Genomic DNA, 15,606 nt, shown 5'->3' on the forward strand with positions numbered 1-15,606 from the left:
ACCGGACACCGTTCCATTTTCGTCGTAAGGAGAGATCGTTGTGATTACCACAGCCGAGTTTCGTAATGGCAGCAGATTGCTGGTCGAAGGAGAGCCGTTTTATATCGTCGAATTTCAGCATGTGAAACCGGGAAAGGGGGGCGCCTTTGTTCGGACCAAACTGAAAAGTTATCTCACGGGCAACGTGTTGGATCGGACGTTTCGGTCCGGCGAGCGGTTCGATGAGCCGGATTTGGAAGAACGAGAAATGCAATTTCTCTATGCAACCGGTGATTCCTATACCTTCATGGACACCGAGACCTATGAGCAGTTCACCTATGAGAAAAATCAGCTCGGCACGAACGCCGACCTGTTGAAAGAGAATACGGTCTCGACGATCCTCGTCTACGAGCACCGTCCGATTGCGGTCGATTTACCGATCTTCATTGAACTGAAGGTGGTTGATGCGGAACCGGGCGTCCGCGGCGATACCGCATCCGGCGGCAGCAAGCCGGCCAAGGTCGAGACCGGCGCCACAATTAAAGTTCCGCTCTATCTGGAGGTCGGAGAAACGATCAAAATCGATACGCGCACACGAGCATTTGTGGAGCGTGTCCGGTGAGCCGGTCTCCTCGAGAGAACCGCCCCAAGAAAGGACGAGCCCGTCCAATCATGCTGCCCGGTTCGTTTGCGCCGGACGCACCAGAGCAGAATGAGCCGCTGTTGCATCCCGAGCAGATTGGGCAGATCCAATCGCTCATCGATCTGTTGAAGCGAAATCATCTGACGGAATTGGAAATCGAACGAAGAGGCGTTCGGCTTTGCCTGCGCCTTGAGCCGGCCGCGAAAGCCGCAGCGGTTCAGTCCGGCGAGGCGCCCCACGCGCCTGCGGCTGCGGCCTCGTCCGCGCCGTCCCAAGTGGCGTTGCCGCCGGACAACAGCGGGCTCGTCACCATTACCTCGCCGATCGTGGGAACGTTTTATCGGTCTCCTTCGCCCGACGCCGATCCCTACGTGGAAGAAGGAGACTATGTCAAACGGGGGCAAGTATTGTGTATCGTCGAAGCGATGAAGCTGATGAATGAAATCGAATCGGAAGTGGACGGCCGTATCACCAAGATTCTTGCGGAGAGCACCAAGCCGGTCGAATACGGACAGCCGCTGTTTCTCATTGATCCGACCGCCACGCCATAGCAGGACCAATGACCGATCGATTGCTCGACTGGAACTCTTGGCCCTTGTCTGTGGCCGGCCGTCTTCCGGAGTTCCGCCGACGAGACGGGATTATTGAGTCATGATACGATTCCTCTAGCCTTCGATCCATTCCGGAGTTCATCTGTGTTCAAGAAAATCTTAGTCGCCAACCGGGGGGAAATCGCGCTTCGGGTCATCCGAGCCTGCAAAGAACTCGGGATCAAGACCGTGGCCATCCATTCCGAAGCGGATACCTACAGCCTGCATGCGCGCTCGGCCGATGAACGTGTATGTGTCGGACCCGCGGACAGCGCGTTGAGTTATCGGAATATTCCGAACGTCTTAAGCGCCGCCGAAATTACGGGTGCCGATGCCATTCATCCCGGCTACGGGTTTCTCTCGGAAAACGCACATTTCGCCGAGGTCTGCGAATCGATTGGCATCAAATTCATCGGTCCCACCTCGGAGAACATTGCGCTGATGGGTGACAAATCCAAAGCCAGAGAAATCGTGGCCAAGCGTGGATTACCGGTCACGCCGGGCAGTCCGGGAGAATTGAGAAGCGAGCAGGACGCGTTGGAAGCGGCCAAAGCGATCGGTTTTCCCGTCATTATCAAAGCCTCGGCCGGCGGGGGCGGGCGCGGAATGCGCGTCGTGAACAGGCCGGAAGAGTTAGGGCGCGCCTTCCAGGCGGCGCAGGCGGAGGCGAAGTCTACCTTCGGTCATGATGGCGTTTATTTGGAGCGGTATTTCTTGGAACCGCGCCATATTGAGGTGCAGGTTATCGCGGACCATCGAGGGCACGTGGTTCATTTGGGCGAGCGGGATTGTTCCATTCAACGGCGGCACCAAAAGCTCGTGGAAGAGACTCCATCACCGGCCGTGGATGACCGTTTGCGGCGGGAGATCGGGCGCGTGGCAGTGGAAGCGGTGAAGGCCATTCACTACCGGAATGTCGGCACCGTGGAATTCCTGCTCGACAAAGACCGCAAGTTTTTTTTCATGGAAGTGAACACCCGCATCCAGGTCGAACATCCGATCACCGAAATGGTTACCGGCATCGACCTGATCAAGGAACAAATTCGCATCGCGGCCGGCATGACCTTATCGTTCAAGCAGCCGGATATCAAGCTGACCGGGCATAGTTTTGAATGTCGCATCAATGCCGAAGATCCGGAAAAATTCACCCCGTGTCCGGGTCAGATCACAAAATATTCCGCCCCGGGAGGATTCGGGGTGCGGGTCGATTCGGCCATGGAACCCAATGCCACGGTTGTGCCGTATTATGACTCCATGATTGCCAAACTGATCACCCACGGACGGGATCGACAGGAAGCAATGGCCCGCATGAGGCGAGCACTGGACGAGTTCGTGATCGAAGGCATCAAGACCACCATCCCGCTCCACAAACGGATCTTCAGCGATCCTGATTTTCAAAAAGGTTATGTCTCCACGACGTTCCTCGAGCGTCTCCTTGCCGGCCAGTCTTCGTAATCGCCGGCGGTAACGATCGAGTCCCGGACGCACCTCATGGCCAACCCGCTGCTACGAGGACTGTACCTTCTACTCGATCCGGCGGCCTGTCCGGGCCGTTCGCTCGAGGAGGTGTTGAAAGAGGCGTTGGATCGCGGCGTCCGATTGTTTCAATACCGCGACAAACAGGCGACAATGAGAGAAGCCTATCGACTGGGCGGGGAATTGCGGCGGATTTCAGCCGACGCGGGCGCTCTGTTTATTGTGAATGATCGCTGTGATCTGGCCTTGGCGCTGGAGGCCGACGGGGTCCATGTCGGCCAGGCGGACGTTTCTGTGCCGGACGCGCGCGCCTTCCTGGGCGGAAACAAAATCGTCGGCGTCTCCACTCATACGCCCGATCAGGTCGTGACTGCTGTCCGGGACCAAGCGGATTACATTGCTTATGGCCCGATCTTCTCGACTCTCTCGAAGCCGGACCATGAAGCGGTGGTGGGGATTCATGGGCTCCGAGAGATTCGCCCACTCGTTTCCGTGCCGCTGTTTGCCATCGGTGGAATTTCGGCCGAGCGGCTCACGGAGGTCACGCAAGCCGGCGCCGATGGAGCGGCGATCATCTCGGCGGTTTTACAGGCCCCGAGCATCGGCGGGGCCATAGACGAGTTTATGGTGCGATTGGGGAAATCAGAGTTGCCAGCGAATTAAAGAGCGGATCACGCGCCAGATGGCCGACGGCACTCGGCCAATCCACCGTTGCAGCTTCCATATAGGGAAGAGGGCCGAGGACAGGCTCGGCCACCAACTGCCGAAGCAGCGAACAGGTCGAAGCGGCCTGTTCCTCATCAACCGTCGAATTGATCGGCTGGGCTTGGTTCAACACCAGGGCGAGGATCTGAATGCGGCGGGTGTGCAAGGACTCCATCGTCAATCGGGCGTGATTGATACCGCCGAGAGCGGTACGGCCTACGACAATGACCGCCAGCCCTAACTCGACGATGAGATCTCTCACGTCCCACATCTTTCCGATGGGTACAAGTAGTCCGCCGACTCCCTCAACCAAGGTGATAGGGTGGCGTTCGGCGATGGTCTTGTAGCAACGAGTAATTTCCGCAAGCGAGATGGGTTGAGAAAGTTGCTCCGGAGCTGCTAACGGGGCAGTCGGTCGCTGGAACCGATAGGGAGTGACAAGGTGGGGCTCATCGTGACTGCCTGCGGCCGTCGCTAACCGATAGCCGTCGCTCTGGTAGAGCGTAGAGTCTGACACGCCGGTCTCGATAGGCTTCATCACACCGACCGAGGGCAACTTTTTGCACAAATGTCGAGCCAGTGCGGCCGTGACCATGGTTTTGCCGACTGCGGTATCCGTGCCCGTTAAAAAAACGCCGGTACCCATCGCCTTTCACACGACCCTGCTATCCAGGTTCCACACTTGACCCGATACGTCCTTCAGTTGTGCCAAGTGACAAATGCTGCGAGCGACCTCGTCGAGATCCGGCGATCTGCCAAGCAGAGGGCCGGCGGTCCTGCCTTCGATGGCGATTCCGGCGAGGGGAGTATGATGCCGGCCTGGGTACACCAAATTGACGCGGATATCGGAGGTTCCCCACTCGCGTGCGGCGGTCCTGACCAGTCCCAGCAGGCCGGCCTTGGCGGCAGCATAGGCCGCCTGTCCCGTATCACCTTGGGTTCCCGCGTATGAGCCGATGACCAGGATAGAACCGCCGCCGCTCATCACGCCGGCTGCCGCCCTGATACAGTGAAAGGTTCCCGTGAGGGTTGTTTCGATGACGCGCTGCCAGTCGTCGTTCCGGTGTCGGATGACCAGTTGACCGGTCGCCGTTGCAGCGTTGCAGACCATCACATTCAATGTTCCATGGTGCATTACAAAACGATCAACCATGGCTGTAACTTCATTGTATAACCGTACGTCCGCATTATAGAGTGTGGCGTTGTTTGATGTGTTTTGCACGAGGGAAAGCGTGTGAGCCGCCTCCGCCGATTGAGTATGATAATGGACACCCACCGTCCACCCGGCACGAGCAAAAGCGAGACATATGGCGCGGCCGATCACGCCGGAGCCGCCGGTCACGAGAACGGTTCCACCATGCGGTGCGTCTTGATCTTGAGGTTTCGCTGAATCTGCCGGCGGCATACCGATTCCTGCAAAGGAGCCGGGATTATGGTATGTGGATCTCGAGAAGACAAGACAGGGATTTCCGCGGCTTGCCGCTCATGTGATTGTGTGTTACGGTTTCCAAGATTTGAGGAGGAGCTGAACGGCATGAGGATACGAAGATTTTGGACAGTGATGATATTGTCGATCGGGAGTCTGGTAGGGACGTTGATGATCATCGCCCCGCGGGCGGCTTGGTGCGCCGAAGGAGAAGGCAGCATCGCGCAATCCCCCGATTATTTTCCCGATGCGATCGGCAACCGTTGGCAGTATCGGGGTCAGATTTCCGAAGGACCGCTCCAGACGATCGAGAACAAATTCTTTTCGAACGTGTCATCCGTAACAGGCACGAAGAACCTGAAAGCCGGCACGACGGTCATGGTCTTCCATGACACGAATCCCGGAAACCATGGGCCTTCCGACAGCCTGTATCGCCGTGATGCCGCCGGTATCGTGTACTACGGTTCCGAGCCTGGGACCACGCTCGAGCGGCAGTTGGTGCCTTATCAAATCGTTCGTTTTCCCATGAAGGTGAAGTCATCCTTTAAGCAGTTCGACCGTACCGATATCGATTTCGGCAATGATCTCGACGGGGACGGCTCAAATGAACGTGCCGATGTCCAGGGACAGGCTACCATCGTTGGTCAAGAAGCGGTCACGGTTCCTGCCGGGTCCTATCCGGAAGCGGTCAAAGTTGAAGCCCGAATGACGCTTCGCATTCATCTATCATCGGTGAAACGATCGGTCGTTGGAACGGATATCATGACCGCGTGGTTCGTGAAAGGGATCGGGTTGGTAAAATATCTGGAGCGGCAGGAATTGGGCGCCTTGAAGGAAGACCGCGGATTAGTCACGGAGATTGTCGAAGAACTGGAAGAATTCCAGGTGACACCCAATTCAGCCTCACTCAGCCGGCGCGAAACCTCGCCGCAGGGTATTTTCACTCACTACACGGGAAATCATGAATTGCAATAGGTAATCTTCGCCTCCGGCCTTCGCTCCTACTCCCGATAATCGATGCCCCCCGAACGGCTGCCGGCCCACCAGCGCGCCGGTAATCGGCCGATTGATGTACAGATTGCCGACGTCGAATTGGACTCGCGCCTGTTCCACGTGCGACGGAGTTCGTGAGTAGAGGCCTCCCGTCAGGGCATAGGAGGTCCCGTTCGCCAGCGCCATGGCGTGATCGAATGTGGCGGCTTTCATGATGGCAAGGATGGGGCCGAAAATTTCCTCCTGAGCCAATCGGTGCTCGAGCCTGATATCGGTAAACACAACAGGTCCCAGTAAATAGCCGGGCCCTTGTATCGTTCGCTCAATCAGCAGGCGGCCTTCACGCTTTCCGGTTTCCACGTATGACTGAACCCTGGCCAATGCGCGTTCATCGATGAGAGGTCCCATTTGGGTGCCAGGATGCCGTGGCGCGCCGATGCGAAGGCTCGATACGGCCTCGGCCAAGCGACGAACGAATATGTCATACACGGCTTGATGGACAATGGCGCGAGAGCAAGCGGAACATTTCTGACCGGAATACCCGGTGAAGGAATAGAGGACTCCCGCCACCGCCTCGTCCAGGTCGGCCGTGTCATCGACGATGATGGCATTTTTCCCGCCCATTTCAGCGATGACTCGCTTGATCGATCGGGCACCGGGAGACAAAGATCCTGCTTGGTGAAGCATCCACAGCCCAACATCCTTCGATCCGGTAAATGCTACCGTCGCGACATCCGGCGCGAGTACCAGCGCTTTACCCGCCTCCGGGCCGCCCGGCACGAACTGGAGGACGCCTGGAGGGAGACCGGCCTGCGCGAATATTTCCGTGAGCAATTGGCCGGCAATCAACGAACGTTCGGAAGGCTTGAATAAGACCGTGTTCCCCGTCACCAGCGCAGCCGAGACCATGCCGGTCGGAATCGCAAGAGGAAAATTCCATGGAGCAATAACCGCCGTCACACCGCGAGGCGACAAAAGCCGGTGGTTCAGCTCGCCCGGCGCCTCACCGAGGCGTTGCCTAGCGGCGAGTCTGGACATTTCAACTGCATAGAATTCCAGGAAGTCGATGGCCTCGGCGACGTCGGCGTCCGCCTCATGCCAAGGTTTCCCTTCTTCAAAGACTTCCCAGGCCGCAAGCTCGTACCGGCGTGCCCGCATCAGTATGGCCGCCTTCTTGAGTAGGGCGACCCGCGTGCCGGCCGGCTGGGCAGCCCATGCGGCACTGTGTTTCTGGGCCGTCTGCACCATGGCGCCGATGTCGGAGCCTGCGTATCCCTGCAAGCGGCCGACGATCACGGCGGGGTCGGCCGGATTCCGGGTGATCAATTCATCGCCCGACGGCGCCGCTTGTTTCGGCAAGTCAGCCGACCATCCTCGGTCCAACAGCGCAGAGACGGCACAAAGCGCCTTCTCCATTGCTTGGCGGGCTCCTTCCTGCGAGAAATCGGCCTGCGGTTCGTTGTGAAATTCGACTGGGCTCGCCGTGATGGAATCCGCATCAGTCGGTGTAGGAGCGGTCATGGAATGTTCAGCACGCGCGGGCGGGGCAAGCAGCACGCTCAGCGGTTGGGATTCCACATATTCTTTTCGGAGGAACGATTCATTCGACGTATTCTCAAGCAAACGCCGCACTAGATATGCCATTCCCGGCAATAGTTCCCCGACTGGAGTATAGATGCGAAGGCGGCGAGCGCGCGCGGTGACCGCGGTCTGGAATGGTTCGGCCATTCCAAAAATCATCTGATATTCCCAGGACTCCGGCGCAAGCTTGAGTGATTCGGCGGTGGCTTCCACGACGGCCAAAGTCCGCAGATTATGGGTGCCGAATGCAGGCCGGATGACGTCGGTATGTTCCAATAATCGCCGGATCAATTGTTCATAGTTGATGTCGGTCTGAGCTTTGTGCTCGTACAGTGGAACCGGCCATCCGCGCTGGCGATAGCGGATCGTATCGGAATCCCAATAGGCCCCCTTGACGAGTCTGACCGTTATCGGGCTCCCGCGCCGCTGGACCCATTCGAGAAGGCGTTCCACATCTTGCGCAGTATCGCGATGATAGGCCTGAAGCGCCAGTCCGGCATAGGGATAGGCCCGGTAGGCTGTCTCCGAGAACAGTCTCATGAAGATCGATAGGATCAGATCCTTGGTCTCCGCTTGTTCCATGTCGAAAATGATCGAGGCAGGCAATGACGCAGCGAGATCGAGCAGGGGTCTGAGCCGGCGGCCTACTGCATCGAAGCTTCCGTCAGGATCCGTTGGGTCCAACTGCGCATGCAATGCTGAAATCTTCAGCGAAAGCTGGATTCGGGGAAGCGATCCCAGGTGATCATGTTCTAAGACGGAAATACTGGGCCAGGAGATGGATGCCGCCCCTAGCTGTTGCAAGGCCGCGACACAGTGGTCCCGATAGTGATCGGCTTCGCGATCACTCAGCGTCGCTTCACCAAGCAGATCCACCGATGAAGCTCGACGCTCCTTCCACAGTCCCGCGAGTCTCGGCAAAGCGGAGGCAATCGTGGCGCCGGCAATAAAGGTTTGGGCCATGCGTTCGACCTGGTGGCGGATGGTTTTTCCGCCCAGCGTCGCCCCCAGCGTGGTGGCGGTGAGCGCCTTCCATCCCCATTGTGATCCGAAGAGCCGCTCGGTCGTCTCGCCGAAATACTCATGCGCCACTGCCGTCACTTGTGCGTCGTCGCGGAGCGACGGCAGAACATCGACGAAGCGGAACAGTTGGGTTTTGAAGGCCTCGTCCTCCATGGCAAGATTGATGGCGGCTTGAGACCACCAGCGGGATTCGAACAGGTCAGGTCCACCGCCAGTCGACAGACGCGCCAATTCCTCACCGATAGCTTGAATTCTCGGCTCAATCGACCACGTAGTCATGCGGGCTGCCGCTCCCCTAAAATTCTCATCTCCTCGCTCTACTTAGTATACACCCGGTATTTCAGGTTGAAAAAGCCACATAACATCCGGTAGCATGCGCCCCGCTTGCTCGGAACGGAAATTCCGATGACCACTCGTATTTCACGTAACGTAAGGGAACATAATGGCCGAGTCTGCCGCACGATCGCTCGATTGGGGAATGATTCTTCTCTTCAGCACCATGACCCTTGTCACATTTATTGGGGTTCCGCTCTTCGCATACTTCCATGATTACACCGCCCTGGATTGGGTATTGCTGGTCGTGCTGTACATTATGACCGGCATGGGAATCACGGTCGGCTATCACCGCATGATCTCGCATCGCAGCTTTGAATGCCGTCCCTGGGTCAAGGTGTGCCTCTTGATTGTGGGCGGATGGGCGCTGCAGAACTCCGCGTTGCGCTGGTGTGCCGATCACATCCGCCATCATGCCAGAACGGATTCCGATGAGGATCCCTATAATGCCGCACTCGGATTCTGGCACAGCCATTGCGGCTGGCTCTTCATAGAGACGCCGTACCGATTGGACAAATACGAGAGCCGGCTCAGGAAAGATCCGCTGATCATGTGGCAACATCGATACTACGTGCCCATCGTTTTGTCGGGACTGTTGGTCCCATTTGTCGCCGGCTGGCTCAACGGCGGCTGGGTGGGCGGCCTCGGTTGTTTTCTGTTGGCCGGCATGCTGCGGACGGTGCTCGTGTTGAATTCGACGTTTACGATCAATTCGCTGTGCCATCTCTGGGGAGATCAGCCCCATGGAGTGCAGGACAGCAGCCGGGATAATTGGCTCATCTCGTTTGTGAGTTTCGGGGAAGGCTATCATAACTATCATCACACATTTTCACGTGACTATCGCAATGGCCCCAAGTGGTACAATTTCGATCCCTCCAAATGGCTGATCTATAGCTTGTCCTTCATGGGGCTCGCGTATAACCTTCAGCGTCAGAAAACTTGAATCCTTAGTCTCGGGCTGTTGCATGCTGGACCCTTAAGGTGCCCGTCCGCCTGCCGGCCCATTTCCTTTCGCCGGCTCAATAGCTTATGATGACATGATTCCGATCAGCCCAGAGCCGACGCATTCGGTGCACCCCGAGGAGGCATTACAATGGCAGAGATGCAGTCCGGATCCCCGCATCACGAGGATACTCAAGCAAGGGCGAATTTGATACCGGGAGTGAAGCATGTCATCGCCGTCAGCAGTGGAAAGGGCGGCGTGGGGAAATCCACCGTGTGTGTAAACCTCGCCGTGGCCATGGGGCTGAGCGGCGCGAAAGTCGGTTTGCTGGACGCGGATATCTACGGGCCGAACATCCCGATGATGATGGGTGTCGACAAAACTCCCGAGCAGAAGGATGGAAAAATATCACCGGCCGAGAGCCACGGTATCAAGCTCATCTCCATGGGATTTTTTGTGCCTGAAGATCAGGCCGTGGTGTGGCGGGGACCGATGGTCCATACCGCGATCCAACAATTGTTTCGAGATGTGCTGTGGGGCGAGCTGGATTATCTGTTGATTGATCTTCCTCCCGGGACGGGAGACGCCCAACTCACGCTGTCCCAGCTGGTGCCTTTGGCTGGGGCCATTACAGTGACCACACCGCAAGAGGTCGCGTTGCACGATGTGAGAAAAGGCATGATGATGTTCCAGAAAGTGAATGTCCCTCTACTTGGTATCGTGGAAAACATGAGCTACTTCGTGTGCGGACATTGCGGCGAGCGGACAGAGATTTTTGCTCATGGCGGTGGTGAACGGGCGGCCGAAACACTTGGTGTGCCGTTTCTCGGGCGAGTTCCGATCGATCCGGCGATTCGGGAAGGGGGCGATACGGGCCGGCCGCTCGTGGTCGCCGATCCGGCGTCACCGCAGGCGAAGGCCTTCCATGGCATAGCCGTGCAAATAATGGCGCGTCTGGGCAAAAGCGACCAAGACGGGTCGAGTCGTATTGAAAGTTTGTTGAAGAAAATCAAGCGACCCGCCTCGGAAAATTAACACGGCGGAATCGCATTGAAGTCCTCGCGTATCACGAGCCACGAAGGGTGAAGGAGGAGAGAATGCCTGAGTTTGTACGTGTCGCAGGAACGGATGATGTCAAGCCAGGAAGCGGAATGGTTGCGGAGATAAACGGAAAGCCCATTGCCGTTTTTAACGTCGAAGGCACATACCACGCCGTCGATAATACCTGTGTCCACCGAGGCGGCCCTTTGGGCGAAGGAGATCTGGAAGGGGACATCGTGACGTGTCCCTGGCACGGCTGGCAGTTCAATGTGATCACCGGCGCCTGCGTGAATAATCCGTCCGCCCGCGTGACTTCGTATCAAGTTCAAGTAGATGGAACCGACATCAAAGTGTTGGTGTGATTGATCGCGTTGCCCGTTTGACGTTTCCATACTTGAGCCGGTAGCAAGGGCTGCTGCATAATGAGCTGATCTTATTCATCTTTATTGCCTGAATGTTGCTGATCCGCCGGTTTGAAAGATCGAGCAAAAGCATGCTCCGTTCAAAATCATCGGATCTCTCTATCGCGTTCTCTATATCGGAAGGCCGTCGGCGGGAACACGAGGTTGCAGCTGGATGACTGCACCATCGGCGATTATCAAGACCACCGCTATTGCTTCGCTCGAGGGCGCTCTCACGCACCGACCCCGGTCCGGTTAGGCCGGACGTGCAATGGATTTCGTATGCCGACTTGGCCGAACTGAGTAACTTGATGGGTCGGCTCTCGTGAGCCATGAGGTGTGTCGATTCCGTGCAAAAGCCCCTGAACGATTTAGCGATTGGGATGCCGCGCGGATTGTCGCGGCCGTCAAGCAGCGTCGGACGGGTACAAAGTAGAAGGGAGCCGAAGATTATGATGAAAGAGACGCATCCAGGACACATTGAGACGACGGAAACGCTCTTGCGACTCTATGTATTCCTAATCCAGTTCATCGACCGGTGTCAGGATGAGGCGGCAAGAAAAACCTATCCGGAAGAAGAGCTTCAGGCGCATTTGACGACGACCCGAGCAAAAGTACACGACATTACCAAGGTGAATCCCGTAGTGCAGGCGAAAGTGGAAAAGGAATGCGAGCGCATGTTGACTTTGGGAGCGCGATGTCTCAAAGGGGGAACGGAAAAGGTCTCGGCATTGGATGTCTTGGATGCGGAACGGGCCATGCTGAAGAGTAAGACGATTGCGTTGAGCGACCTATTAGCAGTCTTTCGAGCCCAGTAATGCCTGATGGAGCAATCGAACGATATCAATTGGCCGGGTTCGATGACCGGGAGCGAGGATTCAACCGGCCCGTGGAATGTGAAGCGACTGGCGCAGGATTTCGCGCTGTCCTACGATACGAAACGGCCCGCGTGACGGCAGAGCATCCATCGTCGGCAACGGGAGCGTTGGAAGAGCTGGTGCGGGCGCTGCATCGACAGGGTTATCGGGAGTTGCGAAGTCAACTCAGTTTTAAGCATGGCCTGTATCTCGGGTCCCAGGAATTGTGGATCCAGTACCCGGATCCTGTTTCTGAACAGGAGTCGTCTGATTGGTTCTGGCAAAAGCTGCTACACTGGATGCAGAGAACTGTTGCCGCTCGCTAGGCGGACGGAACGCCATGGCTGGTCATCGTCATGCCTTCCTATCTCAGCATGTCTTATCACTCGAGACAACCCTTTGAGCGAAGGGCGGCGACAGCATGACATTTGTCCCGCTCACGGATCTTCGCTCTTCTCGAAGTCTTGATGAATCGGTCGATGGACCACGGCTTTCGGCATGGGAACGATCAGGCCGTCTGCCGCCATGGTTCAAGGTCCGTCTACAGACAGGCCCGGATTATATCGACATCAGACGCGCCATGGACCGCCTCGGTCTGCATACAATTTGTGAAGAGGCGCGCTGCCCGAATATGTGGGAATGCTGGAATGCGCGGACCGCGACCTTTCTAATCCTCGGAGACGTGTGCACGCGACGCTGCCACTACTGTTCGGTCGCCACCGGCCGGCCACCAACACTGGACCTGGATGAACCGTTGCGTGTTGCGAGAGCCATTGAGGCTTTGAGCCTTAGGCATGCGGTGATTACATCCGTTAATCGCGATGAACTGGATGACGGAGGCGCCATGGTCTTTGCCGAGACCATTCGGCACGTCAGGCGGCTGACGCCGGCTTGTACGATCGAAGTCCTGATTCCTGATTTTGAAGGGAATGAGGTTGCGCTGGCCTTGGTCTGCGATGAAAAGCCGGACATTCTGAATCACAACATTGAAACCGTCTCCCGATTGTTTCCCTTGATCAGACCGCAAGGCAAATATCAACGGTCAATCAATCTGCTCGGCAAGGCGAAACAGCTTGGAATGAAAACCAAATCCGGATTGATTGTCGGAATGGGTGAGACCATCGAAGAGGCCCGGGGTGTCATGCGGGATCTCCGATCAGTCGAGTGCGACATCATGACCATCGGACAATATCTACAGCCCACGAAAGACCACCTGCCCGTCGCCAGGTTTTACCATCCCGACGAGTTTGCGCAGCTTAAATCCGAGGGTTTGGCCATGGGCTTCGGCCATGTCGAATCCGGCCCGCTGGTGCGAAGCTCGTACCATGCGGAGCAGCAGGTGTCCAATCCTTGAGCCTGAATCAGGATTGAGAGCAACGCGTATGGAAATCCAATATCTTCATGGGTGTAGTCAGAATTGATTGAGGTCCTTGCCACTGATTGGAATTCCTGATACCCGCCAAAGGTTCTCGCGATAGAATTGTTTCAGGCGAGCGTCCAGGTCTTGGTGGGGCGGTTCGTGCTTGGTACCCCCAAGGATAAGGGCGCGCTCGTGCGCTAGTACGTCAGGAAACAGGTCCAGCACTCCATTGACGAGTCGGACATCTTCGCCCTTGCGAAGCGTATCGAAGGCGCCGGGCGCTTGATTCAAGGCACGGGCCTTTTCCAATGCGCTCTCATATTGATGCATCATGACAAACAATCGAACCATCGCGCCTTGCATGGCATAGTCCCGTTCTTCATCGTAGGTTTCTTTGGTCTCCGGATTGTTCAGCATTGCCGACCGAACGTCACCGAGCCAAGCCGTTTCACTGCCGATGATGCGACGCCGGACGATTTCATCGTAGACCGTTTGCGCCACCAGGAGATTGCCTCGTTTCGTGGGATGCACATAATCTAAGAAGAGGTTCGAACCCGGGAGCCAGTGGCGCGGTGCCGTCCCGGAAGACCTGTTCGGCGTCCGCCAGGGAGACATTCCCGGATTGACCGGCTATCCGTCGGAGAATCCGATTGAGGTCGGATGGCGCGCGGAAGGGATTGTGATCCAGGTCACGCGCTCGGCTATAAGCTTGAAACGCGGCATCATAGTCATGGAGTGCTTCCAACGCCAGCCCCAGCATAAAATGAGGTTCCGCATGCAGAGGTGATAACTGTGTCGCGGTCGAGAACGACTGAACTGCACCTGCTGCGTCTCCCCGCCATAATAGGCGGCGACCATTTCGGTATTGCTGCTCCCAGTTAGCCAGTGTTTCACCAGCGAGAGGCTGGTACGAGACATTGGGACGCCAGTCGCGCAGGTTCACCGGGACTGTCACTAGAACCACCGGCACGCCCTTTTCTTGGGCGGCCGTCACCATAAATGAATACTGAATTCATAATGCTCCCTCACCTTCTCATATTGTCGCGGGTTCTTCCGTAAATCGAGAGCGAGTTGTTCAATTTTCAACCATTGTTCATATGCGATATGCTGCCGTTCTTCAGGCAGTAGAGTATTGTCCGGCCATAGGCGGCGTCCCAAGGAGCTTCCCTTCATCCGCCGAATCAAGTACGACCCATTCATTATTGAGTTGAGTGGTTTCTGCCAGGACCCTGCCTCGGTATAGATTCGCTTCTCAATGAATTCATTATTTCCGCTGTAAATCACTACCAGATCTGGTTCAAATTGTTGAGGCATCAATGTCATGGGTGAGGAGAACTGATAAGGAATGATCATACGGAACCGTTCCCAGTGTGACGGCATCGGGCTCACCCCTCCGATAGATCTCTCTGAGAAGCCGGAGAAAGACATCGAGCATCGGCTCGAACCGGTTGTCGTAGCTCTGCGCGATCGTCTCGTCACGCAGGTTATATCCTTTTGCGAGCAAGAACCCGATATCCAAGCCAAAAGCGATGGCTCGGCCTTGACCATAGGAGCGATGTGTAATCGCTGCAGTCCCGTCTTCGTACACCGCCAACGGTGGTTCTTTCGGGGCAAGATAGCTGAGCGAGCCGATCGGCTCTTGCGATTTCGAGCGATCGCCCAGGCGAAGCATCTTTTCCTTGCGATCCGTGAACTGAGTGAGGAGCGGTGAAACCGAATTAAGTCGTAGTTCGAAATGCCGGCTGGAGTCTTGGACCTCTCGAAATCCGAACACCTCGTTCAGCCCTCCGCCGAGGACGTTGACGCCGATCAGTGTGCCGCCGTTCCGCGGAAACGCGGCCAATGCTTTCAAGGCGTCCGGGGAAAGCGTTCGGCCGGAGATCGTTGGATATACCAGCACGACACGGTGACGAAGCGCCTGCCGGTAGTCCTCAGTGACGAGAAAGGGCACTCCGATCGTCTTAAGTCCATGCGCCAGGCGGAGCCAATTGGAGGCGGGGTCCGTGAGCAGGATGGCGAGGCGGCTTACTGTTCCTTTGGAGTAACGGACTATAGGCGTAGGCAAGGGTGGATCGACCATGGAAATGCCGGATGGCCCTTGCACGCCGTTGAATACATGGACATGGTCGGCTTGGACCGTACCCGATTGCTCTGAAAGAGGGAAGAAGATCAGGCTGGCCCACATCGCCAACCCGATGACGATCAGTCCGATGACAATCAATAGCGCTCGCATGAGATGCTCTCCTACCTGCGTA

At 56.7% G+C, this 15,606-nt stretch carries 16 protein-coding genes; 11 read left to right on the plus strand and 5 right to left on the minus strand.

All coding sequences use genetic code 11. From position 1 onward, the window contains the following. The first annotated feature begins 40 nt into the window (after positions 1 to 40). The 4 genes from efp (at position 41) to thiE (ending at position 3,351) form a co-directional block, all read left to right on the plus strand. Entirely contained in the window at positions 41 to 601 is a 561-nt protein-coding gene (efp, locus tag ACWGXE_RS09870; RefSeq protein ID WP_447603317.1) for an elongation factor P, read from the plus strand. Next, positions 598 to 1,173 (plus strand): acetyl-CoA carboxylase biotin carboxyl carrier protein, encoded by a 576-nt coding sequence (gene accB / locus ACWGXE_RS09875; RefSeq protein WP_447603319.1) that lies wholly within the window; start codon positions 598 to 600, stop codon positions 1,171 to 1,173. Before efp ends, accB begins: the two co-directional genes overlap by 4 nt. A 144-nt stretch (positions 1,174 to 1,317) precedes the next feature. After that, a complete protein-coding gene (gene accC, locus ACWGXE_RS09880) occupies positions 1,318 to 2,667 on the plus strand; it encodes an acetyl-CoA carboxylase biotin carboxylase subunit (RefSeq protein ID WP_447603320.1) in 1,350 nt (449 codons plus the stop codon). Between the two features lie 36 nt (positions 2,668 to 2,703). Next, the gene (gene thiE / locus ACWGXE_RS09885; RefSeq protein ID WP_447603322.1) at positions 2,704 to 3,351 is read left to right on the plus strand and encodes a thiamine phosphate synthase; all 648 of its coding nucleotides are present in this window, start codon (positions 2,704 to 2,706) and stop codon (positions 3,349 to 3,351) included. Here thiE and bioD read toward each other — a convergent pair. Beyond that, positions 3,311 to 4,039, minus strand: coding sequence for a dethiobiotin synthase (gene bioD, locus ACWGXE_RS09890; protein ID WP_447603323.1), 729 nt, complete (start codon positions 4,037 to 4,039; stop codon positions 3,311 to 3,313). The two genes, thiE and bioD, sit on opposite strands and share 41 nt — an antisense overlap. 6 nt (positions 4,040 to 4,045) lie before the next feature. Further along, entirely contained in the window at positions 4,046 to 4,798 is a 753-nt protein-coding gene (locus ACWGXE_RS09895; protein ID WP_447603325.1) for an SDR family oxidoreductase, read from the minus strand. A 129-nt stretch (positions 4,799 to 4,927) separates the two neighbouring features. On the opposite strand from ACWGXE_RS09895, the gene ACWGXE_RS09900 reads away from it, so the two are divergent. Continuing rightward, positions 4,928 to 5,794 carry a hypothetical protein gene (locus tag ACWGXE_RS09900; protein ID WP_447603327.1) on the plus strand — a complete coding sequence of 289 codons (867 nt, stop codon included), beginning with the start codon at positions 4,928 to 4,930 and terminating at the stop codon, positions 5,792 to 5,794. On the opposite strand, the gene ACWGXE_RS09905 is transcribed toward ACWGXE_RS09900, so the two are convergent. Beyond that, a complete protein-coding gene (locus ACWGXE_RS09905) occupies positions 5,723 to 8,695 on the minus strand; it encodes a proline dehydrogenase family protein (RefSeq protein ID WP_447603329.1) in 2,973 nt (990 codons plus the stop codon). The two genes, ACWGXE_RS09900 and ACWGXE_RS09905, sit on opposite strands and share 72 nt — an antisense overlap. 163 nt (positions 8,696 to 8,858) lie before the next feature. Between ACWGXE_RS09905 and ACWGXE_RS09910 the strand changes: the two genes are divergently transcribed. The 6 genes from ACWGXE_RS09910 (at position 8,859) to lipA (ending at position 13,345) form a co-directional block, all read left to right on the plus strand. Next, positions 8,859 to 9,692: an acyl-CoA desaturase gene (locus ACWGXE_RS09910; protein WP_447603331.1), complete on the plus strand. Its 834-nt coding sequence runs from the start codon at positions 8,859 to 8,861 to the stop codon at positions 9,690 to 9,692. A 150-nt stretch (positions 9,693 to 9,842) separates the two neighbouring features. Beyond that, positions 9,843 to 10,727, plus strand: coding sequence for an Mrp/NBP35 family ATP-binding protein (locus ACWGXE_RS09915; RefSeq protein ID WP_447603333.1), 885 nt, complete (start codon positions 9,843 to 9,845; stop codon positions 10,725 to 10,727). A 62-nt stretch (positions 10,728 to 10,789) separates the two neighbouring features. Next, positions 10,790 to 11,095 carry a Rieske (2Fe-2S) protein gene (locus tag ACWGXE_RS09920; protein WP_447603334.1) on the plus strand — a complete coding sequence of 102 codons (306 nt, stop codon included), beginning with the start codon at positions 10,790 to 10,792 and terminating at the stop codon, positions 11,093 to 11,095. A 491-nt stretch (positions 11,096 to 11,586) separates the two neighbouring features. Beyond that, entirely contained in the window at positions 11,587 to 11,952 is a 366-nt protein-coding gene (locus tag ACWGXE_RS09925) for a hypothetical protein (protein ID WP_447603335.1), read from the plus strand. Then, on the plus strand, positions 11,952 to 12,317 hold the full coding sequence (locus tag ACWGXE_RS09930; protein ID WP_447603336.1) for a hypothetical protein: 366 nt from the start codon (positions 11,952 to 11,954) through the stop codon (positions 12,315 to 12,317). Before ACWGXE_RS09925 ends, ACWGXE_RS09930 begins: the two co-directional genes overlap by 1 nt. Before the next feature lie 95 nt (positions 12,318 to 12,412). Continuing rightward, complete coding sequence (lipA, locus tag ACWGXE_RS09935; protein ID WP_447603338.1) at positions 12,413 to 13,345, plus strand: lipoyl synthase; 933 nt, start codon at positions 12,413 to 12,415, stop codon at positions 13,343 to 13,345. Between the two features lie 57 nt (positions 13,346 to 13,402). On the opposite strand, the gene ACWGXE_RS09940 is transcribed toward lipA, so the two are convergent. Together ACWGXE_RS09940 and ACWGXE_RS09945 are read right to left on the minus strand one after the other, a co-directional pair. Then, positions 13,403 to 13,852, minus strand: a complete 450-nt coding sequence (locus tag ACWGXE_RS09940) for a hypothetical protein (protein ID WP_447603340.1) — start codon at positions 13,850 to 13,852, stop codon at positions 13,403 to 13,405. 796 nt (positions 13,853 to 14,648) lie between these two features. Continuing rightward, on the minus strand, positions 14,649 to 15,584 hold the full coding sequence (locus tag ACWGXE_RS09945) for a hypothetical protein (protein ID WP_447603341.1): 936 nt from the start codon (positions 15,582 to 15,584) through the stop codon (positions 14,649 to 14,651). Positions 15,585 to 15,606 lie beyond the last annotated feature (22 nt).

This window comes from Nitrospira sp. Nam80 (assembly GCF_965152575.1).

Coding starts and splice junctions, on each gene's coding strand:
- ACWGXE_RS09945 (WP_447603341.1), bottom strand. CDS start 15,584: ATGCGAGCGCTATTGATTGTCATCGGACTGATCGTCATCGGGTTGGCG.
- bioD (WP_447603323.1), bottom strand. CDS start 4,039: ATGGGTACCGGCGTTTTTTTAACGGGCACGGATACCGCAGTCGGCAAA.
- ACWGXE_RS09915 (WP_447603333.1), top strand. CDS start 9,843: ATGGCAGAGATGCAGTCCGGATCCCCGCATCACGAGGATACTCAAGCA.
- thiE (WP_447603322.1), top strand. CDS start 2,704: ATGGCCAACCCGCTGCTACGAGGACTGTACCTTCTACTCGATCCGGCG.
- ACWGXE_RS09930 (WP_447603336.1), top strand. CDS start 11,952: ATGCCTGATGGAGCAATCGAACGATATCAATTGGCCGGGTTCGATGAC.
- ACWGXE_RS09905 (WP_447603329.1), bottom strand. CDS start 8,695: ATGACTACGTGGTCGATTGAGCCGAGAATTCAAGCTATCGGTGAGGAA.
- ACWGXE_RS09920 (WP_447603334.1), top strand. CDS start 10,790: ATGCCTGAGTTTGTACGTGTCGCAGGAACGGATGATGTCAAGCCAGGA.
- ACWGXE_RS09895 (WP_447603325.1), bottom strand. CDS start 4,798: ATGCCGCCGGCAGATTCAGCGAAACCTCAAGATCAAGACGCACCGCAT.
- ACWGXE_RS09925 (WP_447603335.1), top strand. CDS start 11,587: ATGATGAAAGAGACGCATCCAGGACACATTGAGACGACGGAAACGCTC.
- ACWGXE_RS09900 (WP_447603327.1), top strand. CDS start 4,928: ATGAGGATACGAAGATTTTGGACAGTGATGATATTGTCGATCGGGAGT.
- lipA (WP_447603338.1), top strand. CDS start 12,413: ATGACATTTGTCCCGCTCACGGATCTTCGCTCTTCTCGAAGTCTTGAT.
- ACWGXE_RS09910 (WP_447603331.1), top strand. CDS start 8,859: ATGGCCGAGTCTGCCGCACGATCGCTCGATTGGGGAATGATTCTTCTC.